Origin of the sequence: Streptomyces venezuelae, from assembly GCF_008642315.1 — a bacterium.
Classification (GTDB): Bacteria; Actinomycetota; Actinomycetes; order Streptomycetales; family Streptomycetaceae; genus Streptomyces; species Streptomyces venezuelae_D.
Map to the genome: position 1 here is coordinate 3253711 of NZ_CP029192.1, position 11653 is coordinate 3265363.

At 72.7% G+C, this 11653-nt stretch carries 12 protein-coding genes; 4 read left to right on the forward strand and 8 right to left on the reverse strand.

Annotated elements, in window-relative coordinates; all coding sequences use genetic code 11:
• Window positions 1–314 precede the first annotated feature (314 nt).
• The gene (locus DEJ48_RS13625) at window positions 315–758 is read left to right on the forward strand and encodes an ATP-binding protein (RefSeq protein ID WP_150216372.1); all 444 of its coding nucleotides are present in this window, start codon (window positions 315–317) and stop codon (window positions 756–758) included.
• Between the two features lie 72 nt (window positions 759–830).
• Here the strand turns inward: DEJ48_RS13625 and DEJ48_RS13630 are convergent, their stop codons facing one another.
• Entirely contained in the window at window positions 831–1925 is a 1095-nt protein-coding gene (locus DEJ48_RS13630; protein ID WP_150216373.1) for a bifunctional succinyldiaminopimelate transaminase/glutamate-prephenate aminotransferase, read from the reverse strand.
• A 98-nt stretch (window positions 1926–2023) separates the two neighbouring features.
• Window positions 2024–2344, reverse strand: coding sequence for a ferredoxin (gene fdxA, locus DEJ48_RS13635; protein WP_030573070.1), 321 nt, complete (start codon window positions 2342–2344; stop codon window positions 2024–2026).
• Between the two features lie 143 nt (window positions 2345–2487).
• Between fdxA and DEJ48_RS13640 the strand changes: the two genes are divergently transcribed.
• The 3 genes from DEJ48_RS13640 to DEJ48_RS13650 all read left to right on the forward strand — a co-directional run bounded on the left by DEJ48_RS13640 (window position 2488) and on the right by DEJ48_RS13650 (window position 5342).
• Window positions 2488–3489 carry a GNAT family N-acetyltransferase gene (locus DEJ48_RS13640; protein ID WP_150216374.1) on the forward strand — a complete coding sequence of 334 codons (1002 nt, stop codon included), beginning with the start codon at window positions 2488–2490 and terminating at the stop codon, window positions 3487–3489.
• Between the two features lie 97 nt (window positions 3490–3586).
• Window positions 3587–4417 carry a transglutaminase-like domain-containing protein gene (locus DEJ48_RS13645; RefSeq protein ID WP_150216375.1) on the forward strand — a complete coding sequence of 277 codons (831 nt, stop codon included), beginning with the start codon at window positions 3587–3589 and terminating at the stop codon, window positions 4415–4417.
• A 70-nt stretch (window positions 4418–4487) separates the two neighbouring features.
• A complete protein-coding gene (locus DEJ48_RS13650) occupies window positions 4488–5342 on the forward strand; it encodes a SirB1 family protein (RefSeq protein ID WP_150216376.1) in 855 nt (284 codons plus the stop codon).
• Between the two features lie 29 nt (window positions 5343–5371).
• Here the strand turns inward: DEJ48_RS13650 and DEJ48_RS13655 are convergent, their stop codons facing one another.
• From DEJ48_RS13655 to DEJ48_RS13685, 6 genes are all read right to left on the reverse strand, one after another.
• Window positions 5372–5977, reverse strand: a complete 606-nt coding sequence (locus DEJ48_RS13655) for a response regulator (RefSeq protein WP_411757451.1) — start codon at window positions 5975–5977, stop codon at window positions 5372–5374.
• Window positions 5974–7170 (reverse strand): sensor histidine kinase, encoded by a 1197-nt coding sequence (locus DEJ48_RS13660; RefSeq protein WP_150216378.1) that lies wholly within the window; start codon window positions 7168–7170, stop codon window positions 5974–5976. The genes DEJ48_RS13655 and DEJ48_RS13660 overlap by 4 nt, the downstream gene beginning before the upstream one ends.
• Window positions 7167–7907, reverse strand: a complete 741-nt coding sequence (locus DEJ48_RS13665) for an ABC transporter permease (RefSeq protein WP_150216379.1) — start codon at window positions 7905–7907, stop codon at window positions 7167–7169. The genes DEJ48_RS13660 and DEJ48_RS13665 overlap by 4 nt, the downstream gene beginning before the upstream one ends.
• Window positions 7904–8845: an ABC transporter ATP-binding protein gene (locus tag DEJ48_RS13670; protein ID WP_411757536.1), complete on the reverse strand. Its 942-nt coding sequence runs from the start codon at window positions 8843–8845 to the stop codon at window positions 7904–7906. The genes DEJ48_RS13665 and DEJ48_RS13670 overlap by 4 nt, the downstream gene beginning before the upstream one ends.
• Window positions 8846–8962: 117 nt before the next feature.
• Window positions 8963–11083: a hypothetical protein gene (locus DEJ48_RS13675; protein ID WP_190537382.1), complete on the reverse strand. Its 2121-nt coding sequence runs from the start codon at window positions 11081–11083 to the stop codon at window positions 8963–8965.
• A 165-nt stretch (window positions 11084–11248) separates the two neighbouring features.
• Window positions 11249–11617 carry a DUF6113 family protein gene (locus DEJ48_RS13685; protein ID WP_150221163.1) on the reverse strand — a complete coding sequence of 123 codons (369 nt, stop codon included), beginning with the start codon at window positions 11615–11617 and terminating at the stop codon, window positions 11249–11251.
• Between the last annotated feature and the right edge of the window lie 36 nt (window positions 11618–11653).

Sequence of the window (11653 nt, forward strand, 5' to 3'; positions counted from 1 at the left end):
CCCTCGATGGGGGCATGCCGAGTGCTACGGACCGACACCCTGTCCGACTTTCCCGCCGACGCTCCGCCGAAACCCCGAATCCCTTGAGATCACTAGGGATTAAGGATTCTGCAGCGAAACGGCCCCGGCGCTCTTTGCCCGTTTTTATCCGCAGCCGATAATGCGACGCATTGCCAACTCTTTACGTTGGCGCAGCGAAACCTTCGCGGGCTTCGAGCGGTAGTCACTGCGTCCGAGCGCCGGAAGCCGTCCGGTGGGAAGCCGGATCCGAACCGGCCGGACACCCAACGTTCTCTCCCGTCTGAAGGAGCATCATGTCCCTCCCCCTGACCCGCCGGATCGCTCGTGCCGCGCTGCTCAGCGCCGCGGGTGCAGCTTCCGTGGTCGGTGCGGCCGGCTCCGCGAGCGCCGTTGACCTTCCGGCCGCCCCCGACCTGGGCGGCGTGTCCACGCTGGACGGCGAGGGCCTCGGCAACACCGTCGACGATGCGGCTCAGAACGTCAGCAACCTCGCCGGTGACACCGGCAGCAAGGCCGTGAAGAAGTCCGTCCCGGCCGCGGGCAAGGCCGTGGGCCGCGTCGGCAAGACGGCCACCCCCGCCGCCCAGCAGGCCGCCGGTGACGTCGCGGGCGGCGCGGGCAAGGCGCTCGGCGAGACCGCCGACTCGGCCACCGGCGGCGGCCTGCCCACCGACTCGCTCACCAAGGGCGGTCTCCCCACCGACCAGCTGCCGGTACAGAGCCTCCCCCTCGGCTGATCACCCGGCACGCACACAGGAGGGCCCGGAGCCACTGGCTCCGGGCCCTCCGCCGTGCTCACGGCACCGGGCTCAGCCCAGGCGCTCGACCGCCGCGGCGACGCGCTCGTCCGTCGCCGTGAGGGCGACGCGCACGAAGCGGTCGCCCGCGGGGCCGTAGAAGTCGCCGGGCGCCACCAGGATGCCCAGCTCCGCGAGGTGGCCCACGGTGTCCCAGCAGGACTCGTCGCGGGTGGCCCACAGGTAGAGGCTCGCCTCGCTGTGCTCGATACGGAAGCCGTGCTTCACCAGGGCGTCGCGCAGCGCGGTGCGCCGGGCCACGTACCGCTCGCGCTGCACGCGCACGTGCTCGTCGTCGCCGAGCGCCGCCACGACGGCCGCCTGGGTCGGCGCGGAGGTCATCATGCCGCCGTGCTTGCGGATCTGCAGCAGATCCCCGAGGACGGCCTCGTCACCGGCGATGAACGCCGCCCGGTAGCCCGCCAGGTTGGAGCGCTTGGAGAGCGAGTGGACGGCGACGATCCCGTCGTACGAACCGCCGCACACGTCCGGGTGCAGCACCGACACCGGCTCGGCCTCCCAGCCGAGCTCCAGGTAGCACTCGTCGCTGACGAGCAGCACGCCGTGCTCGCGCGCCCACGCCACGGTCCGGGTCAGCTCGTCCTTCGACAGGACGCGACCGGTGGGGTTGGAGGGCGAGTTGAGCCAGAGCAGCTTGAGGTTCGCCGGATCGAGCGAGGTCGGGTCGTCGTAGGCGACGTACTCCGCGCGGGCCAGGCGGGCGCCCACCTCGTACGTCGGGTAGGCGAGCCGCGGGTAGGCCACCACGTCGCCCGGGCCGAGGCCCAGCTGCGTCGGGAGCCAGGCCACGAGCTCCTTGGAGCCGACGACCGGCAGGACGTTGCGGTGCGTGAAGCCGCGGGCGCCGAGCCGCCGCTCACACCAGCCGGTGAGGGCGTCGCGCAGCTCCGGCGTGCCCCAGACCGTCGGATAGCCGGGCGAGTCCGCGGCCGCGATCAGCGCTTTCTGGATCAGCTCGGGGACCGGGTCCACGGGGGTGCCCACCGACAGGTCGACGATGCCGCCGGGGTGGGCGGCCGCCGTGGCCTTGTACGGCTCGAGCTTGTCCCAGGGGAAGGTGGGAAGCCGGTCGGAGACTGCGGACACGTGGTGACTCCCGTGCTGGTACTGGTCGTTGCAAACGCCTCGGTCCCGTGCGGCGGAGATGCCGTACGGGACCGGGGCGACGCTCGGGCTGCCGCTTGTTACTGGTTCTGCGGCGGCAGGGCTGCGATGAAGGCGTGGTCGCGCTCGATCAGGCCGAGCTTGCTCGCGCCACCGGGCGAACCGAGCTCGTCGAAGAACTCGACGTTCGCCTTGTAGTAGTCCTTCCACTCCTCAGGAGTGTCGTCCTCGTAGAAGATCGCCTCGACCGGGCAGACCGGTTCGCAGGCTCCACAGTCGACGCATTCGTCCGGGTGGATGTACAAGGACCGGGAGCCCTCGTAAATGCAGTCGACCGGGCACTCCTCGATGCACGCCTTGTCCTTGACGTCGACACAAGGCTGCGCGATGACGTAGGTCACGCTGTCGTTCCTCCTCGATACGGGCGTTGGCGGGCCGTCCTCAGGCTCCGCTCGCCTGGCGCGCGGGAGCGCGGCGTCGTCGATGCCCACCCCTAGTATCTCCGTTCCCGGGCATGATCCGAACAGGAGGGGCTGACCAAGCTGTGGAATTCGCTGCCGGTGGACGACTCGAGGTCCGCATCACCCCCGCTGACGTGGGAAAACGCGTTTCGGTACGACGCTTGACCGACGCATCGATCTCGGGTGAGAAGTTCACCGACACGGTGGGTGTTCTCGCATCGTGGAACGAAGGTGTGGTGCTCATCACACGCCGGAACGGCGAAACCGTCCGCATCCCGGAAGGATCCCTGGTCGCCGGCAAGGTCGTCCCGGCCGCGCCCGCCCGCCGAAGAGGCCCCGCCGCCTCGTACGCGGAGCTGGCGCGCGTGTCCGCCCGCGCCTGGCAGCCGGTCGAGAGCGAGCCGCTCGGCGACTGGCGGCTGCGGTCGGCCGCGGGGTTCACCCGGCGCGCCAACTCCGTGCTGCCGCTGGGTGATCCCGGCCGACCGCTGGACGACGCGCTCGGTTACGTCCGCGAGTGGTACGCGGCCCGCGGCCTGCCGCCCTACGTCCAGACCGCGACCGGCGCCGAGGGCACACAGGAGCTGCTCTGCGCCGCCCTGGCGGAGCGCGGCTGGAAGCGCGAGGTCAGCGCGCAGCTGTACATCGGCGCGCTCGCCCCGGTCGCCGACCTGGACGCGGCCACCGACCGCGTGACGCTGTCCCGGACCTTCGACGAGCCGTGGCTGCGGCGGTACCAACGGTTCGGGGTTCCGGGGCCGCATGTGCTCGAGGTGCTGGCGGGCGGGCCCTCGGTATGGTTCGCTTCCGTGCCCGGGAGCGGTGACGCTCCGGCCGCCATCGGGCGGTGCGTCGTGGACGGACGCTGGGCGGGCTTCATGGCGGTCGAGGTGGCCCCGGAGCACCGGCGCGAGGGGCTCGCCACCGCGGTGATGACCGCGCTCTCCCGGCAGGCGCTGACCGAGGGCGCTTCGGCGGCCTGGCTGCAGGTCGAGGACGAGAACGACGGCGCGCGGGCGCTGTACGACGGGATGGGTTTCGCCGCGCATCACACCTATCACCACTACCGGTACGGCCCCGCCTGACCGGGCGGCACAACGGCACAGCACAGCAACGCACCACAACGCACAGCAACGGCACGGCACGGAAACAGCGCCCGGCGAGGGCAGACACGAGGCACGTATGCACGCGGAGTCCGGCGAATGGCGGCGGCGGTTCACCGAGGAGGCACGGTCGGAACGGCCCGGTCTCGCGACGCTGTGCCTGCTGATCGGCACCGAGGCGGACCCCTCTCTCGACGAGGCGGGCATCGACGCCGCGGAGATCGAGCTCGACCGTCTCGCGGGCCTGCTGCCGTTCCGCCCCGGCGGGCCCCGCGCGTGGGCCACCGCGATGGCCGAACTCCTGGGTGGACAGTGCGGGTTCGAGGGGACGCCCGGCGATTACCAGCGCCTGGACTCCTCCCTCCTGCACCAGGTCCTCAAGCGCCGCAGGGGGCTGCCGATCCTGCTCTCCGTGGTGTGGATGGAGGTGGCGCGGCGCGCGGGCGCCCCGGTGTACGGGGTGGCGCTGCCGGGGCACTTCGTCGTCGGCTTCGGCCCCAAGGACGACCAGATACTCGCCGACCCGTTCGACGGCGGACGGCTGCTCACCGGGGCCGACGCGGAGCTCCTGGTGGCGGGGACGACGGGCACCGGCATCCAGCCGTCGATGCTGACGCCCGCCGATCCGCTGAACATCGTGCAGCGCATCCTGAACAACATCCGCGCCTGGGCGGCCGCCAGGCCCGAGCGCTCCGACGTCGCGCTGTGGGCCCTCGAACTGTCGCTCCTGCTGCCCGCCCATCCGGCACGGCTGCGTTACGAGAGGGCGCAACTCCTCGTGCAGCGGGGTGACTTCCTCGGCGGCGCGGCGGAGCTCGACGCCTACGCGGATGTGGTGACGACGGTGGAGCCGACCACGGCGGAGCGGGTCCGCCAGCAGGCGCGGGCCGCGCGGGCGATGCTGAACTGACCGTCGGGCGTGGCCGCTCGGGCCCGCCCGGAGGTACGTATCGATCGAGGCGACCGGGCACGAGGGACGTATGCACCCCCGACCCCCCGGAACCACCGAGTGGCGACGGCTGTTCGCGGCCGAGGCCGGGTCACCGCGCCCCGACCTGTCCCTGCTGTGCCTGCTGATCGGCACCGAGGCGGACCCCTCCCTCGACGCGGCGGACATCGACGCCGCGCGGCGCATGCTCGACCGGCTGGCGGAACAGGTCGCGCCCGGTCCCCCGCACGGCCGGTCCCGCGACCCGCTGGCCTGGGCCACGACCCTCTCCGAACTCCTCGGCCAGGGCTTCGGGTTCAAGGGCAGACCCGGCGACTACCAGCGTCTGGACTCCTCCTTCCTGCACCAGGTCCTGCGGCGCCGCAGAGGGCTGCCGATCCTGCTCTCCGTGGTGTGGATGGAGGTGGCGCGGCGTGCCGGGGCCCCTGTCCACGGCGTGGCGCTGCCCGGGCACTTCGTCGTCGGCTTCGGCCCTCCGGAGGAGCGGGTGCTCGTCGATCCGTTCGGCGGCGGGCGGCTGCTGACCGGCATGGACGTGGAGCTCCTGGTCGCGGCGGCCACCGGGACGCCGCTCGCCCCGTCGATGCTGTGCGCCGCGGAGCCGCTGGACATCGTGGCGCGCATCCTGAACAACATCCGCGCCTGGGCCGCGTCCCGCCCCGAGCGCTCCGACGTATCGCTCTGGGCGGTCGACCTCTGCCTGCTGCTGCCCTCGCCGTCGCCGCGTCTGCACTACGAACGTGCCCAACTCCTCGTACAGAAAGGGGAGTACCAGGCGGGCGCGCGGGAGCTCGACACCTACGCCGAGGAAGTCGCCGCCCTGGACCCGGCGACGGCCGACCGGGCGCGGCGGCAGGCGCAGGGGGCGCGGGCGATGCTCAACTGACGCAGGAGCCGTCCGGAACGGCCGTGGCGTCAGAGCCAGCCCTTGTCCCTCGCGGTCCTGACCGCCTCCGCGCGGTTGCGGACCGCGAGTTTCTGGATGGCCGTCGAGAGGTAGTTGCGGACCGTGCCCTGGGAGAGGTGCAGGGTGGTCGCGAGTTCGGCGTTGGTGGCGCCGTCGGCGGCCGCGCGCAGCACCTCGCGTTCACGGTCGGTCAGCGGGTTCGCGCCCCCGGCGAGGGCGGCCGCCGCCAGCGTGGGGTCGATGACCCGCTCCCCCGCGAGCACCTTGCGCACCGCCTCGGCGAGCTGCGCCGCGGGCGCGTCCTTGACCAGGAAGGCGTCGGCGCCGGCCTCCATGGCGCTGCGCAGATAGCCGGGCCGGCCGAAGGTGGTGAGCACGACCACCTTCAACGCGGGTAGCGCCGCGTGGAGTTCGGCGGCCGCCTCGATGCCGGTGCGGCCGGGCATCTCGATGTCGAGCAGCGCCACGTCCACGGCGTGCGCGCGAGCCGCCGCGAGCACCTCGTCGCCGCGCGACACCTGCGCGACGACCTCGATGTCCGGTTCGAGGCCGAGCAGCGCGGCGAGGGCCTCTCGGACCATGGCCTGGTCCTCGGCGAGCAGGATCCTGATCATGAGGGGGATCCTACGGTGGCCTTCGCCAGGGGTACGCGGACCGCGAGGCGGAAGCCGCGGCGGTCCCCGGGGCCCGTCTCCAGCGCCCCGCCGACCGCCTCGACGCGCTCGGCGAGCCCCGTCAGGCCGTTGCCGGCCCCCGCGCCGGAGGTGCCCACTCCGTCGTCCTCGACGGTGAGCTCGAGGAGCCGTCCCGCGAGCGTCTGCCGCGCCGTGAACGCCACGGTGCAGCGCCGGGCCCCGCTGTGCCGCACGACGTTCGTGACGGCCTCACGCAGCGCCCAGGCGAGCGCCGCCTCCGCCTCCTCGCCCGGTAGTTCGGCGGGCGGTTCCTCCGGCACCTCGGCGTCGACGCCCGCGGCGGTGAGCGCCGTGCGCGCGCCGACGAGTTCACCGGCGAGGGTGCGCCGCCGGTAGCCGGAGACCGCCTCGCGCACGTCCACCAGGGCCTGGCGGCTGACCTGTTCGATGTCGGCGACCTGCTGGGCGGCCTTGTCGGGGTGGGTGGGGAGCATCCGCCCGGCGAGCTCGCTCTTGAGCGTGATCAGGGAGAGCGAGTGGCCGAGCAGGTCGTGCAGGTCCCTGGCGAGCCGCAGCCGCTCCTCGTTGGCGGCGAGCTGCGCGACGGTCGCGCGGGCCTGGCGGAGCTGGACCGTCGTACGGATCAACTCCCGTACTCCGGACATCGCGAAGCCCACCAGGAGCGTGATCACGCCGAGGTTGGTGACCAGGTCGCCGAGGCCGTCGTCGCGCAAGCCGACCAGGATCATCAGGAGCGTGACCGCGGGGATGACCCCGAGCGCGTACCGCACCGGCAGGACGGCGCCCGCGGAGACCGAGACGTACACGAAGAGGCCGAGCCAGTTGTCGCCGAAGCCGAAGGCGAGGACCGACGCGAGGACCACGAGCAGCACGAAGGACGAGATGACGGGGCGCCACCGCAGGATCCTGGTGGTGTAGCGGAAGACGAGGGTCAGATAGCAGGCCACGAAGAGCGCGAGGCCCAGCGAGCCGAGGACGGTGGCGAGGCGCGTGTGGTGCCCCTCGGCCAGGTCCTTGACCGGGGCGCTCAGGAACACCAGCCAGACGCCGATCCAGGCCGACTTCGTCAGGCACTGGCGGCGGCCCTGCGGCGGGCGCCCGAACGTGTAGACGGGGTGGAGTTCGCTGCCCTCAGCGTCTGTCGTGTTCACGCCTTCAGTGTGTCCTTCCGGTACAGCCACGCCGCGCCGCCCGCGAAGAGGAGGAAGTAGGCGACCAGGAGCGTGATGTCCTTCGCGTGCGGTGCCTCGCCCAGTTCGATGGCCTGCCCGAGGGCAGCGTACGCGTGCGTGGGCAGCCAGGACGCGGTCTCGCGCAGCCAGTGCGGGAACGTGGTGACCGGCATCCACAGGCCGCCGAGGATGGAGAGCCCGAAGTAGATGATCATCGTGATGGGGCGCACGGCGTCGCCGGTCGCGAGGTAGCCGATGGCCACGCCGAGCGCGGCGAAGCAGAGGCTGCCCGCCCAGATCGCGCCGGTCAGCGCCGCCCACTGCCAGGCGTCGAAGCGGACGTCCTTGAAGATCGCCGCGACGGCGAAGACCACGACGATGGACGGCAGGCTGACCACGGCGGCGCTCGCGGTCTTCGCGAGGACGTAGCCGCGGCCGGGGAGGGACGTCAGGCGCAGCTGCCGCACCCAGCCGCTCTCGCGCTCCTTGGCGATGCGCTCGCTGTTGCCCATGAGGACGGCGGTCAGGGCGCCGAAGGACGCCATCGAGACCATCATGAACGCGGGGACGGACAGACCGGTCTCGGGCACCTTGTCGGCGCCGTCCTGGCTGCCCGCGATGATCACGAAGAGCACCGACGGGTAGATGACGGAGAAGAAGAGGAACTTGCGGTTGCGCAGGGCGCGGGTGATCTCGAGCTTGATCAGGCTGTTCATCGGGTCCTGGCCTCCTCGGCCTCGGTGATCGCCACGAAGGCCTGCTCCAGGCCGAGCCCGGCGACTTCGAGGTTGCGGGGGTAGACGCCGAGGCCGTAGAGCGCGTGGACCGTGGCGTCGGCGTCCGTCGACTGGGCGCGGACGGTGTGGCCCGCGATGTCGAGCGTGGTCAGGAAGGGCAGCGCGCGGAGCCGCTCCGTGAGCGCCGCGTCGATACGCTCCAGGTCGAAGGCGACCTTGCGGGCGCCCGCCTTCGCCTTGATCTCGGCGGCGGTGCCGTCCGCGAGGAGGCGGCCGCGGTGCAGGACCAGGACGCGGTCGGCGATCGCGTCGGCCTCCTCCAGGTAGTGCGTGGCGAAGAGGACCGCGCGGCCCTGGTCCGCCTGCTCGCGCATGGTGGCCCAGAACGCCTGACGGGCGGTGACGTCCATGCCGGTGGTCGGCTCGTCGAGCACGATCAGGTCGTGGGCGCCCGCCGTGGCGAGCGCGAAGCGGACGCGCTGTTCCTGACCGCCGGAGAGTTTGTCGACCTTGCGGTCCGCGATCTTCGTGATGTCCGCGTGGGCGAGCGCGTCGTTCACGCGGTACGGCCTGGGGTGCAGGTCGCAGGCGAGCGTGACCAGTTCGCGGACGGTCACCTCGCCCATCAGGCCGCCGCTCTGCAGCATCGCGCCGACCCGGCCCGCGGTGATCGCCTCGCGCGGCTCGGTGCCGAGGACCCGCACCGTGCCGCTGTCGGGGCGGCGCAGGCCGAGGAGCAGGTCGAGGGTGGAGGACTTGCCCGCACCATTCGGCCCGAGGAGCGCCACGGTCTCGCCGGGGCGGAGGTCCAGGGTGAGACCGTCGACGGCGCGGACGTCGCCGAAGTTCTTGGTCACCCGCTCGAAGTTCACCACGTCGGCGGTGGGCGGTGCTGTGGTCGTCGTCATGTCGACCATCGTCACAAAAGCGCAGGTCACAGCGGCAGTGTCGAATGTGCCGACTCCGGCATGACATCTGTCATGCCGGAGTCGGTGACACACGTGCCGCGGGTCGCGCGGGACGCGCGCGAGGGGTCAGCTCGCGTTCGTCTCGATGACCCCGATGCGCTCCGCCGGCGTCTTGCCGGTCAGCGCCTTGCCCATCGCCTGGGCCACATCGGTCGGCTGGACCGGCGTCTTGGAGCCGTTGCCGCGCTGGATCAGCACGCCGTCGAAGACGTTGCCGTACAGCTTCTTGAGCTCTTCGAGGTTGTAGTGCACCTGGAGGGTGCCGTCCTTGAGGGCCTTGGTCTCCAGGATCTTCGGCAGCGACCTCTCCGGGCCGAAGGGGATCGACTTGGCGCCCGCCTTGATGGTGACGTTGGCGGACATCGCCGGCTTGGCGAACGTGGTCATGAACTTGTCGACCGCGGCCTTGGAGATCGTCGGCTTGCGCGTGGTGACCGGCACCTGGACCGTGCCCGCGCTGCCCGTCTCGACCTGCTTCTTGTACGCCTCGGCGACCGCCTTGGTCGACGCCTGCGGGTCGATGCCCTTGCCGACCTTGCCGTAGACCGGAACGGCCTTGCCCGGCACGAAGTCGACCGTGCCCTCCTGCGCCGTCCCGGAGCCGCCCGCGGCGCGCTCCAGGGCGGCCGCCAGCTTCTCCTCGTCGACGGGCATGACCGGCTCGACGACACGCTGGTTGCCGAAGAGCGAGCCGACCACCGAGACGGGGTTGTAGTCGCTGCCCGCGGCCTCGCGGACGGTGGCCTGGCTGTCCAGGGTCAGGCCCGCCTGGTCCGGCTTGAGGCTGACGGTGTCGCCGTCGACCGACAGCTTCAGCGGCTTGGTGACGCGCTCGTCCAGTGCCGCGTCGAGCTTCTGGACGGCCTCGTCGCGGGTGCCGCCGCCGATGTCGACGCCGAGCACGGTGGTGCCCTTCGGAACGTCGGCGTGGTTCATCAGCAGACCCGCGCCGTACGCACCGCAGCCCACGACCACGACGGCGGCCACGAGGAGGACCAGCTTGTTGCGGCCCTTCTTCTTTTTGGCCTTCGGGGCGGGCGCGGCGGGCGGCACGTCCGAGCGGACCGGCTCGGGCAGCTTCGGCGGGGTGTGCGGCACGGGGCCGTCACCCTGCGGGCCGGGCGCGAACGGCGAGTTGTCCTGCGCGGGCGGTACGACGGGGATGCCGCTGGTGAGGGTCTCACCGGAGACGTTGGAGCCCGGCGCGGGGGCTCCGGGACCGCCGGGAGCACCCGGTCCGCCGGGGCCGCGCGGCGGCGCGAGAGGGCCGGACTTCTGCGGCGTGAGGATCGCGGTGTCGTCGCTCATCGGGCCGGAACGGGGCGGGCGGGGGCCGGAGTTCGCCGGACCACCGGGACCACCGGGGGCACCAGGGGCGCCGGTGGTACCGGGGGTGCCAGGGACGCCATGGCCACCAGGGGCGCCGGGGACGCCTGGGCCCGCGGGACGGCCTTGCGCGGGCGACGGGGGCGTCGGGGGCGCCAGCGGGCTGTCACCCGTGACGGGGCCGACGGTCGGCCCGGACGGGCCCCGGGAGTCCCCGTCGTCGAAGTAGGGCAGGTCGCCGCGGTGCGGGTCGCCCTGCGGGGCGCCCGTGCCGAGGGGGCCCGACGCCACGGCGCCGGACACGTCGAAGGCGCCGGTGCCCGTGCCGCCACCGGTCTCGTTGCGCGGCGGCTTGCGGGGCGCGAACCAGTCGCTCGTCTTCTCCTCGGCCGGGGCGGAGGATCCGGCACCGCTCTCGCCCGGACCCGCGGACCCGGAGGCGGCCGGAGTACCGGGAGCGCCGGGCGGGCCGGGCTCGGCACCGCCGCCGAAGCCGCCGTCGCCGCGCGCACCGTCACCACGTCCGTCGTCGCCGCGTCCGCTGTCTCCACGTCCGCCGTCGCCGCGGCCACCGTCCAGAGGCACGGACTCCCCGCGCGGACCGTCGTCACCGACGGGCGTGCGCATGACGACCGGCGGGATGGGCCGCGAGCCGGGGATGTTGATCCGGATGCGGGTGGTCAGCGTGGTCTGGGTCTCGGGCTCGTCGGGCCGCTCTTCGGCGGCCTGCCGCCGCGCTCCGTCCCTGCCGCCGTCGGCGGCACCTTGCGCCGGGGAGCCGTACGGCGGCGTCCCCGAGGGGTAGGCGGCTCCACCGCGCCCCTGGGGCCCGGAGGACGAACTGTCAGTTTCACGACTCAAGGCAGGTTCTCCTGGTTGACTCCGCCGCCCGTCTCGACCTCATCCGGGGTCCCCCCGGCCGGAGGTTGGGGGAGGCTCGGCGGCCGCACCACCATACTGGCCGCCGTCGGCACTCATCCCGTGACCGGCGTCAAACCCGTGCGCGACACGGGGCGAAGTGGTACGTCACTTGCCAAGTCGGGCGGCGGGCGCGGTCGGTTGCGTCCCCTGCCCGAGCGTGGCGCACATCACAGCGACGGCCATTCCGCCGAGCAGATAGCCGTACGAGCCGATCCCCGCGCCGAAGAGGAAGTCGCCCTCGGGTCTGGTGGCGGTGAGCAGCATGACCGCGACCAGCCAGCCGGCCGCGGGCGCGACGGCCCCCGCCTTGGTGCCGACCGCCCGCGATCCGCCGTAGAAGAGACCGGCGGCACCGAGGAGCGCGAGCAGCAACCCCGCGGGGAAGAAGCCGCCTTGGACGAGCGACCCGGCGACGCCGACGACGGCGCCGAGGACGAAGAGGAGGGCGTAGGCGGCGAGCCGGCCCGCTCTCAGGGGCTGCGCGAGGAAGCTGCCGCCGGCGGCGGCGCC

What these genes read in the sequence shown, in the direction of transcription:
- DEJ48_RS13650 (WP_150216376.1), top strand. Translation starts at nt 4,488, where the DNA reads ATGCACCCCCGACCCCCCGGAACCACCGAGTGGCGACGGCTGTTCGCG.
- DEJ48_RS13665 (WP_150216379.1), bottom strand. Translation starts at nt 7,907, where the DNA reads ATGAACAGCCTGATCAAGCTCGAGATCACCCGCGCCCTGCGCAACCGC.
- DEJ48_RS13670 (WP_411757536.1), bottom strand. Translation starts at nt 8,845, where the DNA reads ATGGTCGACATGACGACGACCACAGCACCGCCCACCGCCGACGTGGTG.
- DEJ48_RS13655 (WP_411757451.1), bottom strand. Translation starts at nt 5,977, where the DNA reads ATGATCAGGATCCTGCTCGCCGAGGACCAGGCCATGGTCCGAGAGGCC.
- DEJ48_RS13645 (WP_150216375.1), top strand. Translation starts at nt 3,587, where the DNA reads ATGCACGCGGAGTCCGGCGAATGGCGGCGGCGGTTCACCGAGGAGGCA.
- DEJ48_RS13625 (WP_150216372.1), top strand. Translation starts at nt 315, where the DNA reads ATGTCCCTCCCCCTGACCCGCCGGATCGCTCGTGCCGCGCTGCTCAGC.